The organism is Aurantimonas endophytica, assembly GCF_014196845.1.
GTDB lineage: Bacteria > Pseudomonadota > Alphaproteobacteria > Rhizobiales > Rhizobiaceae > Aurantimonas > Aurantimonas endophytica.
Genome location: NZ_JACIEM010000002.1, coordinates 119067 through 134168, shown reverse-complemented (window position 1 = coordinate 134168; position 15102 = coordinate 119067). Strand labels below are relative to the sequence as shown.

General features: G+C 64.4%; 11 protein-coding genes. 4 read left to right on the top strand and 7 right to left on the bottom strand.

What is annotated here, in order from left to right; translation table 11 throughout:
- Positions 1–3 precede the first annotated feature (3 nt).
- The 4 genes from GGR03_RS08315 to GGR03_RS08300 all read left to right on the top strand — a co-directional run bounded on the left by GGR03_RS08315 (position 4) and on the right by GGR03_RS08300 (position 6302).
- On the top strand, positions 4–1461 hold the full coding sequence (locus GGR03_RS08315; protein WP_183207185.1) for an NAD-dependent succinate-semialdehyde dehydrogenase: 1458 nt from the start codon (positions 4–6) through the stop codon (positions 1459–1461).
- A complete protein-coding gene (locus GGR03_RS08310) occupies positions 1458–3194 on the top strand; it encodes a dihydroxy-acid dehydratase (protein WP_183207184.1) in 1737 nt (578 codons plus the stop codon). Before GGR03_RS08315 ends, GGR03_RS08310 begins: the two co-directional genes overlap by 4 nt.
- 77 nt (positions 3195–3271) lie before the next feature.
- Positions 3272–4843 (top strand): Re/Si-specific NAD(P)(+) transhydrogenase subunit alpha, encoded by a 1572-nt coding sequence (locus GGR03_RS08305; protein WP_183207183.1) that lies wholly within the window; start codon positions 3272–3274, stop codon positions 4841–4843.
- 16 nt (positions 4844–4859) lie between these two features.
- A complete protein-coding gene (locus GGR03_RS08300) occupies positions 4860–6302 on the top strand; it encodes an NAD(P)(+) transhydrogenase (Re/Si-specific) subunit beta (protein WP_183207182.1) in 1443 nt (480 codons plus the stop codon).
- 97 nt (positions 6303–6399) lie between these two features.
- On the opposite strand, the gene GGR03_RS08295 is transcribed toward GGR03_RS08300, so the two are convergent.
- The 7 genes from GGR03_RS08295 to GGR03_RS08265 all read right to left on the bottom strand — a co-directional run bounded on the left by GGR03_RS08295 (position 6400) and on the right by GGR03_RS08265 (position 15093).
- Positions 6400–6795: a hypothetical protein gene (locus GGR03_RS08295; protein WP_183207181.1), complete on the bottom strand. Its 396-nt coding sequence runs from the start codon at positions 6793–6795 to the stop codon at positions 6400–6402.
- 362 nt (positions 6796–7157) lie between these two features.
- Positions 7158–8336: an MFS transporter gene (locus tag GGR03_RS08290; protein WP_183207180.1), complete on the bottom strand. Its 1179-nt coding sequence runs from the start codon at positions 8334–8336 to the stop codon at positions 7158–7160.
- A 50-nt stretch (positions 8337–8386) separates the two neighbouring features.
- The gene (locus GGR03_RS08285) at positions 8387–9676 is read right to left on the bottom strand and encodes a TRAP transporter large permease (RefSeq protein WP_183207179.1); all 1290 of its coding nucleotides are present in this window, start codon (positions 9674–9676) and stop codon (positions 8387–8389) included.
- Entirely contained in the window at positions 9676–10143 is a 468-nt protein-coding gene (locus tag GGR03_RS08280; RefSeq protein WP_183207178.1) for a TRAP transporter small permease, read from the bottom strand. Before GGR03_RS08280 ends, GGR03_RS08285 begins: the two co-directional genes overlap by 1 nt.
- 126 nt (positions 10144–10269) lie before the next feature.
- On the bottom strand, positions 10270–11304 hold the full coding sequence (locus tag GGR03_RS08275; RefSeq protein ID WP_183207177.1) for a TRAP transporter substrate-binding protein: 1035 nt from the start codon (positions 11302–11304) through the stop codon (positions 10270–10272).
- A gap of 55 nt (positions 11305–11359) precedes the next feature.
- The gene (locus GGR03_RS08270) at positions 11360–13045 is read right to left on the bottom strand and encodes a hydantoinase B/oxoprolinase family protein (protein WP_183207176.1); all 1686 of its coding nucleotides are present in this window, start codon (positions 13043–13045) and stop codon (positions 11360–11362) included.
- The gene (locus GGR03_RS08265) at positions 13045–15093 is read right to left on the bottom strand and encodes a hydantoinase/oxoprolinase family protein (RefSeq protein WP_183207175.1); all 2049 of its coding nucleotides are present in this window, start codon (positions 15091–15093) and stop codon (positions 13045–13047) included. Before GGR03_RS08265 ends, GGR03_RS08270 begins: the two co-directional genes overlap by 1 nt.
- Between the last annotated feature and the right edge of the window lie 9 nt (positions 15094–15102).

Below are 15102 nucleotides of genomic sequence, written 5' to 3'. Positions count from 1 at the left end.
ACCATGTATCGCGATCTCGAACTCTACATCGACGGCGCTTGGCGCGGTGCCGCCAACGGCGCGACGCGCGACGTCACCGATCCGGCGACCGAGGAGCGTCTGGGAACCATTGCCGATGCCTCCGACGCCGACATCGATGCAGCGCTCGCTGCCGCCAAGGCGGGTTTTGCCATCTGGCGGAGCGTCGGAACGTGGGAACGCGCGCGGCTGATCCGCCGGGTCGCCGAGCTTGTGCGCGAACGCGTCGACGCGATCGCCGTCCAGATGTCGCTGGAAACCGGCAAGCCCCTCGCCGAGGCCAAGGGCGAGGTGAATGCGGCGGCCGACCAGTTCGAATGGTATGCCGAGGAAACCAAGCGCATCTACGGCCAGATCATCGAAAGCCGGACGCCGGACAGCCGCATGGCGGTCATCCACCAGCCGGTCGGCGTCGTCGCAGCCTTCTCGGCCTGGAATTTCCCGGCCCTGCTGCCGGCCCGCAAGATCTCCGCTGCCCTGGGTGCAGGCTGCAGCATCATCATCAAGCCGGCTGGCGAAGCACCCGGTTCGTGCGCGGCTTTGGTCGCGGCTTGCCATGACGCCGGTATCCCCCGGGGCGCCGTCAATTTTCTGACCGGTAATTCAGACCGGATCGCCCGCCGGCTGATCGCCTCGCCGATCGTGCGCAAGGTGTCCCTCACGGGTTCCGTGCCTGTGGGCAAGCAGGTACTGCATCTGGCAGCGGACGGGGTGAAGAAGGTATCGATGGAACTGGGCGGTCACGGTCCGGTGGTGGTGTTCGACGACGTCGACGCGGAGAAGGTCGCGGAAGTCTGTGCGACCACAAAGTTCCGCAATTGCGGCCAGGTCTGCATCTCGCCGACGCGGTTCTACGTCCACGAATCGAAATATGAGGCCTTTGCCGGTCGCTTCGCCGAAATGGCGAAGGCGCTCAAGGTTGGGCGCGGCATGGACGAAGGCGTCCAAATGGGGCCTCTCGCCAACCGCAGGGGTCTCGAAACGATACAGGAACTGGTGGCTGACGCTCGTCAGCGCGGTGCCGAAGTGCTTGCCGGCGGCAACGTCCCGGCCAATACCAATCGTGGCTATTTCTTCGAGCCGACGGTGCTCGGCCGGGTGCCGGACGATGCGCGGATCATGCAGGAGGAGCCGTTCGGGCCGGTGGCGCCACTGACCAGCTTCCGCAGCTACGACGAGGTCATGGAGCGCGCCAATTCGCTGCCCTTCGGGCTCGCCGGCTATGTCTTCTCTAACGACCTGAGGACGGCGACCCGCGCCTATGAGGATCTCGAGGTCGGCATGGTGGGGGTCAACGAGATGCTGCTTGCCACTGCCGAGGCCCCGTTCGGCGGGGTCAAGGAGAGCGGTATGGGGCGCGAGGGCGGCGCCTTCGGCATCCACGACTATCTCGAGACGAAATACGTCAAGATGAAGCTGGAAGAGCGGGTGCGCGGCGCATGAGCAAGGACGATGCGCACGGCCTCGCGCGCGGTTTGACCAATTATGGCGACGCCGACTTCTCCGTCTATCTCCGCAATTCCTTCGCGGCCTCGATGGGCTACTCGCGCGAGGTGCTGAAGAAGCCGATCGTCGGGATCGCCAACAGCTTTTCCGGCTTCAACAATTGCCATCGGCATTTCCCGGAGATGCTAGAAGCCGTGAAGCGAGGCGTACTGCTCGGCGGCGCGCTGCCGATAGAGTTTCCGACAATCTCGCTGGGCGAGGTCTTCCTCAACCCCACGAGCCTGAAGTTCCGCAATCTCATGTCCATGGACACCGAGGAGATGATCCGGGCCCAGCCGATGGACGCTGTCGTCCTGATGGGCGGCTGCGACAAGACGGTGCCGGCGCAGCTGATGGGGGCGGCGTCTGCCGACCTTCCCGCAATCCAGATCGTCGCCGGCCCGATGATGACCTCGCGCTACGGTCAGGAGCGTCTGGGTGCCTGCACCGACTGCCGACGCTTCTGGGGCAAGTACCGCGCCGGCGAGATATCAACCGAGGCAATCAACGACATCGAGGGACGCCTCGCCACAACCGCCGGCACCTGTGCGGTCATGGGTACTGCTTCGACCATGGCCTGTATCGCTGAGACGCTTGGCATGTCGCTGCCAGGTACCGCAGCGATCCCGGCGGTTCATGCCGACAGGCTTCGAGCGGCAGAGGCGACTGGGATGGCCGCGGCCAGGATGATCGACAACCCGATCCGTCCGAGCCAGGTCATCACTGAGCGCTCGGTGGAGAACGCGCTGCGCATGCTGCTGGCTCTCGGAGGCTCGACCAACGCCATCATCCACCTAACGGCGATTGCCGGACGTCTAGGCATCAAGGTTTCACTCCGCCGCCTCAACGAGCTGTCAGACGAGACACCGGTCCTAGTCAATTTGAAGCCGGTGGGCGCAAACTACATGGAAGACTTTTTCTTCGCCGGCGGCGTCGGCGCCGTCCTGCGTGAGTTGAAGCCGCTGCTGCATCTCGACTGCCTGACCGTTACCGGAGAGACGCTCGGCTCACGGCTTCAGGAGAAGATCCGTCCGGTCGACCGCAACGTCATCGCTGGAGCCAACGCGCCGCTCGAGCCGGCGGGTGGCCTCGTGGCCCTTTTCGGCAACCTCGCACCGTCCGGCGCGATCCTCAAACGTTCGGCCGCCGACAAGGCGCTCTTTGAGAAGGAGGGTCGTGCAGTAGTCTTCACGTCTCTCGCCGATCTCGCTCAGCGCATCGACGACCCCGATCTCGACGTCGAGGCCGACGACATACTGGTGCTACAGAATGCTGGACCGCGCAGTGACTCCGGCATGCCGGAAGCGGGTTATCTGCCGATTCCGCGCAAACTTTCGGCCCGCGGCGTCAAGGACATGATCCGCATCTCGGACGCGCGGATGTCGGGAACGGCCTTCGGCGCCATCGTGCTGCATGTAGCGCCCGAGGCGGCCATAGGGGGCCCCCTCGCCTTCGTGCAGAGCGGCGATCGGATCCGCATCTCGGTGTGCGACAAGTCGATCGAACTGCTGGTCGACGAGGCTGAGTTGGCCCGACGACGGGAGAGCTTCGAACCGTCGTCTAAGCCGGCCTCAGAACGCCGCGGCTACGACAGGATCTATGCCGAAGAGGTGCTCCAGGCGGATGAAGGTTGCGATTTTGCGATCCTTCAGCCGGTGGGGACAAAACGCTCGGACGCTCCGAGGGCCTAAAGTTCAAGCTTCCATGATCAGCGGGTTCGCGCCGGGGTTCCCCGGCGGCGCAGCCAGACGCGCGAGGAGAGACGCGAATGAAGATCGGAACACCGCGCGAGAGCCATCCGGGAGAGCGCCGGGTCGCCCTGACGCCCGACAGCGCCGCCCGGCTGCAGAAGCTCGGCTACCAGTGCGTCCTCGAGGCGGGTGCCGGCGAGGCGGCGAACTTCGCCGACGCCGACTATCGCGCCGCCGGCGTCGAGATCGTCCCCGATGCGGAAAGCCTCTGGCAGACCTGCGACATCGTCCTCAAGGTGCGCCCGCCCCAGGATGGCGAGATCGCCCGGCTGCACGCCGGCAAGACACTGATCGGCTTCGTCAATGCGGCCAGCGACGCCGAGCTCCTGCAGCGCCTGGCGGCGACCGGCGGCTCGGTCATCGCCATGGACGCGGTGCCGCGCATCAGCCGCGCCCAGAAGATGGACGCGCTGTCGTCGATGGCCAACATCGCCGGCTATCGCGCCGTGATGGAGGCGGGCAATCATTTCGGCCGCTTCTTCACCGGCCAGATCACCGCGGCGGGCAAGGTGCCGCCGGCCAAGGTCCTGGTGGTCGGCGCCGGCGTCGCCGGCCTCGCCGCCATCGGCACCGCCACCTCGCTCGGCGCCATCACCCATGCCTTCGACGTGCGGCCGGAAGTCGCCGAGCAGATCGAATCGATGGGGGCGCAGTTCGTCTATCTCGACTTCGAGGAAGCCCAGGACGGTGCCGCCACCGGCGGCTACGCCGCGCCGTCGAGCCCGGAATTCCGCGAGAAGCAGCTGGCCCGCTTCCGCGAGCTGGCGCCGGAGATGGACATCGTCATCACCACGGCGCTGATCCCCGGCCGGCCGGCGCCCAAGCTCTGGACCGCCGACATGGTCGCGGCGATGAAGCCGGGCTCGGTCGTCGTCGACCTCGCCGCCGAGCGCGGCGGCAATTGCGACCTCACCGTCGCCGACGAGGTCGTCACCAGCCCCAACGGCGTGACCATCGTCGGCTACACCGACTATCCGAGCCGGATGGCGGCGCAGGCCTCGACCCTCTACGCCACCAATCTGCGCCACATGCTGGACGATCTGACGCCGGCCAAGGACGGCGTCGCCGTCATCAACATGGATGACGACGTCATCCGCGGCGCCACCGTCGTCAAGGACGGCGCCGTCACCTGGCCGCCGCCGCCGCCGAAGATCAAGGCGATCGCCGCCGGCAAGCCGAAGGAGAAGGTCAAGGAGCTGACGCCCGCCGAGAAGCGGGCCGGCGAGGCCGCCGCCTTCAAGGCGCAGACCCGCAGCCAGCTCGGCCTGCTGGTCGTTGGCGGGCTGCTGATGGCGCTGGTCGGCGCCTTCGCGCCGGCCGAGTTCATGAGCCATCTGATCGTCTTCGTGCTCGCCTGCTTCGTCGGCTTCCAGGTGATCTGGAACGTCAGCCATTCGCTGCACACGCCGCTGATGGCGGTGACCAACGCCATCTCCGGCATCGTCATCCTCGGCGCCCTGCTGCAGATCGGCTCGGGCAGCTGGCTGGTCGTCACCCTGGCCGCACTTTCGGTGCTGATCGCCTCGATCAACATCGTCGGCGGCTTCCTCGTCACCAGGCGCATGCTCGCCATGTTCCAGAAGTCCTGAGGGGCAGGGGCCAGACATGACATTCGGTATCGTTTCCGCGGCCTATATCGCCGCCTCCGTCCTCTTCATCCTGTCGCTCGGCGGGCTCTCCGGCCAGGAAAGCGCCAAGCGCGCCGTCTGGTACGGCATCGTCGGCATGGCGCTCGCCGTCATCGCCACGGTCTTCGGGCCGGGCATCGGCCACGGCCTGATCATCCTGGTGATGATCGCCGCCGGCTCGGCCATGGGCTATGTCGTCGCCTCCCGCGTCCAGATGACGGAGATGCCGCAGCTGGTGGCGGCGCTGCACTCCTTCGTCGGCCTCGCCGCCGTGTTCATCGGCTACAATGCCGAGATCGAGCTCGGCCGTGTGGCGGCGATGGATCCGGTCATGCGCGAGGCGCTCACCGGCTTTGCCGGGGTGCTGGCGCACAAGCTCGCCGATCCGACCGGCGCGCTCATCGCCATCCTCAAGGTCGAGGTGTTCCTCGGCGTGTTCATCGGCGCGGTGACCTTCACCGGCTCGGTCGTCGCCTTCGGCAAGCTCGCCGGCAAGGTCGACGGCAAGGCGAAGAAGCTGCCGGGCGGCCACATGCTGAACGCCGGCGCGGCCATCGCCTCGCTGATCCTCCTGGTCCTCTACTTCAACGGCGCCGGCATCTGGACCCTCGTCCTGATGACGCTTCTCGCCTTCTTCATCGGCTACCACCTGATCATGGGCATCGGCGGCGCCGACATGCCGGTGGTCGTGTCGATGCTGAACAGCTATTCCGGCTGGGCGGCGGCGGCGATCGGCTTCACGCTCGGCAACGACCTCCTGATCGTCACCGGCGCGCTGGTCGGCTCCTCGGGCGCGATCCTCTCCTACATCATGTGCAAGGCGATGAACCGCTCCTTCATCTCGGTGATTCTCGGCGGCTTCGGCGGCACGAGCGGCCCGGCGATGGAGATCGAGGGCGAGCAGATCGCGATCGACGCCGAGGGCGTCGCCGCAGCGCTCTCGGAGGCCGACAGCGTCATCATCGTGCCGGGCTACGGCATGGCGGTGGCGCAGGCCCAGCAGGCGGTGTCGGAGCTGACCCGCAAGCTGCGCGCCGAGGGCAAGAATGTCCGCTTCGCCATCCACCCGGTGGCGGGACGCCTGCCCGGCCACATGAACGTGCTGCTGGCCGAGGCGAAGGTGCCCTACGACATCGTCATGGAGATGGACGAGATCAACGAGGACTTCCCCTCGACCGACGTCGTCATCGTCATCGGCTCCAACGACATCGTCAATCCGGCCGCGCAGGAAGACCCGAACTCGCCGATCGCCGGCATGCCGGTGCTGGAAGTCTGGAAGGCCAAGCAGGTGTTCGTGTCCAAGCGCGGCCAAGGCACCGGCTATTCCGGCATCGAGAACCCGCTGTTCTACAAGGACAACACCCGGATGTTCTACGGCGACGCCAAGACCTCGCTCGAGGCCCTGCTCAAGCTCCTCTGAGCCGGCTGCTCCCTGCTTCAATGGGGCCGGTCTATGGCATCTAGAACAGAGTGAAGGCATAGGGGGGGAGCAAATCGGAAGGCTGCCCCAACGTCCTCTATGGGAAGCTGAACACTCTCTCCGGGCTGCCCCACTCACATGGAAACGGCTGCATCAGACGGTCGAGAGTCACGCCAGCCGGCTGCCGCCCATCCAGAATGGCCTGGATCAGCGACGGGGACAGTAGCGTCAGCCGCAGGATGCGGCTGAGGTAAGATGGGTTGATCTTCTCGGCCGCAGCAAGCTCGGCCATCGATGCGAACGTACCAGCCTCCAGAAGGCCCTTCCAGCGATGACCTCGGGCAACCGCCTTGATCATGCTGCTGTCGATCCTGGTGCCGCTGGTTGAAAGCCCAACTTCCGCTGTCGGCGCGATGACCAGCTTGCGACCGCCTCGCTTGCGAATCGCCAGAGGGACGCGAACGGTGATCGTCGCGAGTTCGACGCTGCTCATGCCGCAGTTCTCCTCTCTGGATTGCCGATCGCGGCAAAATCCTTCGCGATGCTCTTCATATGTACTCTGAAGAAGCAGGAAGAGTGGGCCCAATCGCAAGCGACAAAACCTCGCCTCTAAGGCTGTATTCTAGTGAGTGCTTATTTTTTAGACGCCATCGCCTACCGCACGCTTTCTCGCGTGAGCGACGTCCCACATGCTGTCCCTCATTCGAGGACGATGCCTACAGTGCGTGATCGATACAGCGGGTGGCAGGCGGTCGGGCGATCGCTGCCGCCTTCTCGTATGGTCCGCTATACCGGCGCAGCGAGCCGCGAAACAGCGCGGTGGAAGCAGGCGCGTTTGTCACCTCCCAGCGATGCTTATGATCTTCTTTTCAAGAGCGGCCAGCAGCACCAAGCGATGGCGCAGATCTGCAACATCATCAGCGTGGCAATCGCGATTGAATACGCTTTCTCCGGAAACCCTTGCGACGCCCTGGAGAGGAATAGTCCCAAGCCATACTGCAAGGCAAAGGTTGTGAGGATGACTGCCGTGTTCATCAGTGTATTGGAGCGCCCCACATAGGCGATCGGCTGCGAGCGAGCCACGTGAGCGTAGGAAAGGGTTACGGCGTTGTAGGTCAAAGCGAACAGAATCCAGAATGCGGGAGCGATCGAAAGCGGCGCAAGAAGAATGCCGATCTCGGCCGCAATGAACAGGACCGCGTTGCCGAGCACCACGTGCTTCAGATGAAAGCCCATACGCTCAGCGAAAACGCTTGCCACGCCGCCCGCAGCCGAACCCACCGTCAAGGCCACCGCCATGGCCGTCAGCGACCAAGCTACCGCGCTGCTGTCGTAGCCGGCTACGTCACGCAGCCAGGTCGAGGCCCAGAGCCCCTGCATCGCGGTGCCGGTTCCGAAGCACAGCGCGGTCAAGGGCAAGTAGCGACGAAACTCCTCGTTGCGGGTAACGACGGCGAGCCCCGATATCCGCTTCGCCCAGGACGTTGGCTCCTGCGTCGCCGGATCGGGCGTCACCATGGCGATGGCGACGGCAATGAGCGCAGTGCCGGCGGCAATGAAGAGGAACATTTCGCGCCAACTCATGAACTGCATCATGAACTCGACGGGAGTGGTGGCAGCTAGCACGCCCAGCCCGCCGACCGCCAGGTAAAGGCCGTTGGCGAGCGGCGCCCGTTCCGGCGCCACCCACAGGCTCGAGGCCTGATAGGCCGCCACAAGGCACCCGGCGAGGCCGATTCCTATCAGGGCGCGTGCAGCTACGAGGAGCGGCACCGATTCAAAAAGCCCGAAGGCACCTATCCCGATAGCCGCTACGAGGAGGAGGACCGCCTGAACCCGCCGAGGACCGTAGGCGTCGAGGCAGAGCCCAATCGGAATCTGCGTCAGGCCCAGGCCCAAAAAGTAAGCGGCAGTGAGAAGGCCGAGTGATGCGGCATCGAGCCCTAGATCTGTCTCGAGCCTCGTTGCGAGTATCGCGTTGACCGTTCGGAAGAACAGGGAAAGAAAGTACGCCGCCCCGAAGAGCAGCAGCACGACTGCCAGCTGCCCCCGGCGCGGATCAGATACGCCTGAGGGCGGCTGCATTAGAAGAGCGTTCTGGGGAGAAAAAGAACGATGGACGGAAACACCGTCAGTATGACCACACCCAGGAGAAGCAGGATCCAAAAGGGTGTAGAGGCATATGCGGCTTGCAGCAGCGTCACCCGGTTCCCGGTGATACCGGTAAGGACGTAGAGGTTCATGCCGACTGGCGGCGTGAGCATGCCGATCTCGATGAGGATCGTGATGATGACGCCGAGCCACACGGGATCGAAGCCGACGCCGGTCATGACCGGGAACACGATCGGCAGTGTCATGAGCATCAAAGAGATGCCGTCGAAGAAGCAACCCAGAACGAGGTAGAACACGCTGACCAGCACCAGAACCATTATGGGTGTGAGGTTCATGGATTCAATCCAGGACATGACCTCGAGTGGCAGGCCGAGGATCGAGATCGCTTGGGCGAGGATCAGCGCCCCGAGCATGACGACGCCGATCGACACAAAGACCTGCACGGAGTGGACAAAAGCGTTCCACAATTTGTGACCTGTGAGGTCGCCCCAGAGAAAGCCGAGGATGACAGCCGCCGCGACGCCCAGTCCTGCGGCTTCCGTTGGGGTTGCTAGCCCTGTGTATATCGTACCGAGGACGGCAAAGATGAGGAACCCGATTGGCCAGATGGGAAGGAGCAACCGCAGCGCCGGACGGAGCCCGACACGCTCACCATCGTCCGGGACGACGCCGGCGGTACGGCTCGTGACGATACCGATGTACAGCATCATCATGACAGCCAGCATTAGGCCTGGCACGAGCCCAGCAAGGAATAGCTGACCGATGGAAACCTGTTGCGTCGCCCCATAGATGAGGAGCGACAGGCTCGGCGGGATGAGCAGCCCTAGCGTGCCGCCTGCCGCGAGCGTTCCCACAACCACGCTTGGCTTGTAGCCTCGCTTCTCGAGCTCAGGGTAAGCAACCGATCCAATAGCCGCTGCGGTCGACGTGCTAGCGCCCGACACCGCGCCGAACAGAGCGCTGACGGCGATGTTCGTGTGGAGGAGCTTGCCCGGCACTCGCGTGAATAGCGGCGCGACGGCCGAGTAAAGTTTACCACTCACGCCGCTGACGAGCATGATCTCGCCCATGAAGATGAATAGCGGGACGGCGCTCAGCGTGAAGTCTGTGAAGACGTTCCACACCGCGTTGACGGCGAGATCGGTCGCGTTGCCCACGACGAACTGGAGAATCGCCATGCCGGTCAACGCGAGGCCGATGCCGATCGGGACTCCCGTGATTGCAGTAATCGCGAAACCGGCGAGGAGAATCCACCACACCATCATTCGGCTCCCAGATGAGTTCGGTCCTCGTGGCCGCTCTCCGGCACTATGATCCTCAGCAGCGCGGCAAGGCCTGACAGGAAGCAGGATAAGGGAAGCACGGCTGTCCATGGCCATAGAACGAGGCGGCTTCCGGCGCTGCGCGCGTCGAGCGCGAGCGTGATCTGCAGGTAGTCCCAGGTGAGCATGCCGAACCAGAGGCAGAAGACGGCGAGGATGGCGTAGGCCGTGCGATCAATGAACCGCCTCGCCGCTGGTCCCAAAAGGTCCGGCACGATCGTCACTGCGATGTGCGAGCGGCGGAGCGTCGCCACCGGGATGCCGGCGAAGATCATCGCCGTGAACAAAAGCCCGACGAGCTCCTCGGTGAAAGCGAAAGGAGATCCGACCAAGTATCGCATGACCGATGCCAGGACGACGAAGATCGACATGATGATGGCAAGGATCGCAGCGATGCTCGCAAGCATTGAGGCGAGCCTGTTTGACCAGCGCAGGATGGACTGCAAGATCGTCGGCCTCCGGCCTTTGTTCGGTGCGGGTGGACGAAATCGAGCGGTGGGGAGAACGCCTCTGGCGCCCGCCCCTCGCCCGGCTTACTCGATCGCCTTGCTCAGCGTGTCGTAGGTGGCCTGGCCCGCCTCGCCGCCGGCTGCGGACAGTTCCTGCCAGGTCTCGCGTGCGGCCTTCACGAAGGCCTGCTGGTCCTCCTCCGGGAACGGATCGAGGAGTTGGCCGCCATCCTCCCGAAAGACCTTCAGCGCCGCCTCGTCGTTGACGCCGCTGAGGTAGGACGCGAAGGACTTCTGCTCGACCTCCGCGGCCGTCTTGGTAACAATCTCCTGCACCTCGGGCGACAGTGCGTCGAAGGCCTCCTGCGAGGCGAGGAGGTTCAGCGGGTGCAGAACATAGGGGAAGAGATAGCTCGCGTACGGCGCGACCTCCTGAAGCGACACCGACACGGCAAGGCCAATCGGGTAGACCGCGCAGTCAATCACCCCCGTCTGCATCGCGACATAGAGGTCGTTTTGGCCGACGATCTGCGCCGAGATGCCCAGCTTCTCCAGAACATCAACATGGAACTGCTCCCAGACACGGACCTTCTTGCCACGAAGCTGCTCGAGCGAGTTCAGTGGCTCCTTGCACATGATGTGCGTATCGCGAACCGCGTGGCCAACGAAGCCAAGGAGCTTGATGCCAACCTCCTCGTATGTGGCCTCGTAGAGTTCCCGAAGCTCGGGCAAGATCTCCTGCAGGGTCTCTGGCTGCGCCACCACGCCCGGGGGCAGCGTGTAGGCGTATTGTGGCTTGTCGCGAGTCAGGTAGCCCGGATAGAGGCCGGCCGCCTGGATGATGTTGCCGCGCGGGAGGATTCTCAGCAGGTCGGCATCCTTGACGCCAAGGCTCCCGCCCGTGAACAGCTTGACGTCAAGCGCGTCACCCGCCTGCTCGCTCACCCGGTCTGCAAAATTCTGGTACGCCTGCGCCTCCGGGCGCGCGGGGACCCAGACGATGTGCATCTTCCACTCGCTGTCAGCTGCGCGCGCGTCGTCTACTCCCAGGAGTCCGGCAGACGCCGAGCTCATGAGGACAGCCGCCAGCGCGGCTTTCAGAACCAGTCGCTTGATCATCGCGAATTCTCCTGTGAGATGGTTTCTAGGGTCGTCCTGCTTTCGCTCTCTCTTCTCAGTCGTCGTCTAGCCGATAGAGCTCCCGCGCCTGCTCGGCAGTGACCTTTCCGTTGGCAACATCGGCATGCACGAGATCCCGTGCTCGGTCGATCGCGGGGCCGAAGCCGCCGCCGCCGGCCGTCTCGATCAATACCCGGTCGCCGGGGAACAGGCGGGTAACGAGCTTCGAGGGCACGACCTCCTCTTCGCCGCTCGCACGATAGATCACGGATCGAGCCATCATGCCCGAGCCGCCGCCTCCAGCGCCGGCAGGGGCGCAGAAGTGACGCTCGCCGCGATGCGTAAAGACGACCTCGCCCGCAAGAACCTCATATTCCCGCTCGATGCCGAGGCCACCCCGCTGCCGCCCGGCGCCGCCGGAATTGCGCCGAAGCCGGGTCGAGTTGATGCGGATAGGGGCATCGCGCTCGAACGACTCCACGGGCAGGTTCATGCAGTTCGTCGCGTCGGTCTCAATGACGTCCACACCGTCGCTCCGGGGGCCGGCGCCGCTGCCACCGGCGATCAGTTCGCCGACGACGTAGCGCCGACCGTTGCGATCGGTGCCGCCGAACATAAGCGCGAGCATCTCACCCGCGGCGTCCGCGCCGACGACATCGGGCAGGATTCCGCGTAGCGCTCCGAGGATCGCGCCCGTTGCGCGCTTGATCGTGGCGGTTCGCGAATTGACCGGCGCCGGCTCACGCGGGTTCAGGATGCTGCCCTCGGGCAATACGAGCTCGACCGAGCGGAAGCAGCCGCCGTTGGTAGGGATTTCAGGGCCAGTGATCGTGCGCAGCGCAAAATACGCCGCCGCCTGGCTACCCGAGGGCACGACGTTAAACGGGCCGCGCACCTGCGGGTTAGTGCCTGTGAAGTCGCAGGTGAAAGTACCGTCCCTGATTGTGACGGCGACCTCGATGCGGATCCGCTTGTCGAGATCGATCCCATCATTGTCGTTGTAATCGACATAGGTGTAGGTGCCCTCGGGGATCTTCCGGAGCGCCTCGCGGGTCATCTGCTCGGATCGGTCGAGCAGCTCGGCGAACAGCGACAACATCATGTTGCCGCCATGGCTTTGAGCAAGCGCCGCCACGCGCTGCGCACCCACCGTGCAGGCCGAGACCTGCGCGTGGATGTCGCCCATGAACGTATCGGGAATGCGGCTGTTGAGCCGGAGGATCCTGATGATTGTCTCGTCGAAGCGGTCCGGCCCATCCCGAAACTTGAGCGGGGGCAGGCGCAGGCCCTCTTGGTAGATCTCCGTGGCGTTGGTTGGGATAGAGCCGGGCGACATGCCGCCGACATCCTGGTGATGCGTCATCGTAGCGGCAAAGGCGATTGGCCGGCCGTCGGCGAAGATCGGCATGACAAGCGCTATGTCGGGGAGATGCGTGCCGCCGAGATAAGGGTCGTTCATCAGGTAGATGTCGCCCTCCGCCATCGTCGACGGCGGGAATTCGCTCGTGATCCGGCGGACAACAGGAATCATCGTCGCGAGATGGATCGGAATGGCGACCGCTTGCGCCAGCGACTCGCCTTCGAGCGTGAACAGGCTCGCGGACGCATCGAGCCCTTCGCGCACGATCGGCGAAAAGGACGACCTGAGGAGCGTGGACTCCATCTCATTGGCAATGCCGTCGAGCTTATTGCGGACAACCTCGAGGGTGATCGGATCGATCTTCTGCGGCATATTGTTCATCAGCCCTTGGCTCTGTCGCGGGATAGGAGGACGTTGCCGCCCTCGATGACGCGGATCGACCAGCCGATAGGCACGACAGTTGTCGTGTCGGCCTGCTCGAGCACGGCGGGTCCGACTAACGTCACACCGGGCGCCAGGCGCTCGCGGTCGTAGATCGCAGCTTCGAATTTGCCCTCGTAGCCCGGCACCACGATCTGTCGCGTCCCCTTGCACGCATTCTCGCCGGTCGCCGGAGCGGAGGCCTCGTCGGAAATTGTTTCGCCGCCGGCGCGGTGAATTGCCCGAAGGTTGACGACCTGGGTAGGTGTATCCGCAGCATGGCCAAAGATGCGGCGGTGGGCGGCGCGGAAGCCGTTGCGCAGCTCTGCGGCCGTATCCTCGCCGGGAACAAACGGCACCTCGAGATAGTGTGACTGCCCGACGAAGCAGACGTCGGCGAAGTAGCTGATCTCGACGTCCTCCGAGCGGACGCGCTCCTTTTCCATCAGCTCGCCACATCGGTGGTCCAGCTCTTCAAGTGAGGCGCGCATTTCCGGCAGCGACAGCTCGTCGACCCTGCGTGGGAAGGCAGCCGACATCTCGTGCTCGACGACGGCGGACAAGAGGCCGGTCGCAGAAAGGACACCCGGGTGGCGAGCAATGAGGATACGCGTGATGCCGAGCTCGTCCGCGAGCGGCACGGCGTGGATTCCGCCCGCGCCTCCGAGCGGCAAGAGCGCGAAGTCGCGAGGATCGTAGCCCTGGCGGATCGACACGAGACGTATCCCCTCGGTCATCTGGGTGTTGACGACGCGATGGATGCCGAGCGCCGCCTCCTCCACCGACAGGCCGAGCGGTCGAGCTACCTTCTCCTCTATTACTTTATGCGAAAGTTCGGGCCTGAGCTTCACCGTTCCTCCGGCGAAGTAATCGGGATCCAGATATCCGAGGACGATCGAAGCATCCGTCACGGTAGCGTTTTCGCCGCCACGGTCGTAGCAGGCCGGCCCGGGCTCGGAGCCCGCCGAATGGGGGCCGACGCGAAGGCCGCCAGCGGGGTCGAGCCAAGCGATCGAACCGCCTCCCGAGCCGATAGCATTCACGTCTACCATCGGCACGCGGATGTTGTAGCCCGCGACATGACCTTCCGGACGGATCAGCGGCTCGCCTGCGCGGATCAGCGCGATGTCGGAGCTTGTGCCGCCGATGTCCACGCTGATGAGGTTCGTGATACCGGCTGACTGACCAACCATCCGTGCACCGACCACTCCGGCGGCAGGGCCAGAAAGAAATAGTCGGACCGGTCGCTGACGAGCGACTTCGCTCGTTGCGATGCCGCCGCGAGATTGCATTATTTGCAAGGGCGCCGGCACGCCCGCCTGCTCTAGGCCCCGCTCGAGATTGGCGAGGTAGCGGTCGATCACCGGTTTGATGTAGGCGTCGAAGGTCGTGACTACCGTCCGCTCGTACTCCCTGAAGGCCGGATCGACTTCGCACGACAGCGACAAAGCGATGTCCGGATAGGCTTCACGGATAATCTCAGCGGCGCGCCGCTCATGCATTGGGTTGACGAAGGAGAAAAGGAAGCAGATGGCGATGCCCTCGACGCCGGCCGCGACAAGGGCCGCAGCCGCGTCCAAAACGTCCTGCTCGTCGAGCGGCCGCACAATCTCGCCGTCGAAGGCGACGCGCTCGCCAATCTCGAACCGCAGTGCACCCGGTGCGAGATAGGCAGGCACTTCCGGTTCAAGCACGGCCGCATACATCGTCTGCCGCATCTGCCGGCCGATCTCGAGGATGTCCTTGAAGCCCGCCGTTGTCAGAAGTCCAGTCTTTGGACCCTTCCGCTCAAGCACCGCGTTCGTGGCGACCGTTGTGCCGTGTACGAAGCGTGCGACGTCCTCCGGCGCGACATTCCATTGCTCATTTAGCTGGCGGACAGCTTCCAACACGGCACGGCTGGGATCTGCGCGCGTGGTCGGGACTTTCATCACCCGCAGTGGCTGATCGGGGGCACGGCAGACGACGTCTGTGAAGGTGCCGCCAATATCAACGCCGATCTCGATCATGGTCTGGTC

Bases quoted from the DNA above. Each gene is read 5' to 3' on its own strand.
- GGR03_RS08315 (WP_183207185.1), top strand. From the start codon at position 4: ATGTATCGCGATCTCGAACTCTACATCGACGGCGCTTGGCGCGGTGCC.
- GGR03_RS08310 (WP_183207184.1), top strand. From the start codon at position 1,458: ATGAGCAAGGACGATGCGCACGGCCTCGCGCGCGGTTTGACCAATTAT.
- GGR03_RS08305 (WP_183207183.1), top strand. From the start codon at position 3,272: ATGAAGATCGGAACACCGCGCGAGAGCCATCCGGGAGAGCGCCGGGTC.
- GGR03_RS08300 (WP_183207182.1), top strand. From the start codon at position 4,860: ATGACATTCGGTATCGTTTCCGCGGCCTATATCGCCGCCTCCGTCCTC.
- GGR03_RS08295 (WP_183207181.1), bottom strand. From the start codon at position 6,795: ATGAGCAGCGTCGAACTCGCGACGATCACCGTTCGCGTCCCTCTGGCG.
- GGR03_RS08285 (WP_183207179.1), bottom strand. From the start codon at position 9,676: ATGGTGTGGTGGATTCTCCTCGCCGGTTTCGCGATTACTGCAATCACG.
- GGR03_RS08280 (WP_183207178.1), bottom strand. From the start codon at position 10,143: ATGCTTGCGAGCATCGCTGCGATCCTTGCCATCATCATGTCGATCTTC.
- GGR03_RS08275 (WP_183207177.1), bottom strand. From the start codon at position 11,304: ATGATCAAGCGACTGGTTCTGAAAGCCGCGCTGGCGGCTGTCCTCATG.
- GGR03_RS08270 (WP_183207176.1), bottom strand. From the start codon at position 13,045: ATGAACAATATGCCGCAGAAGATCGATCCGATCACCCTCGAGGTTGTC.
- GGR03_RS08265 (WP_183207175.1), bottom strand. From the start codon at position 15,093: ATGATCGAGATCGGCGTTGATATTGGCGGCACCTTCACAGACGTCGTC.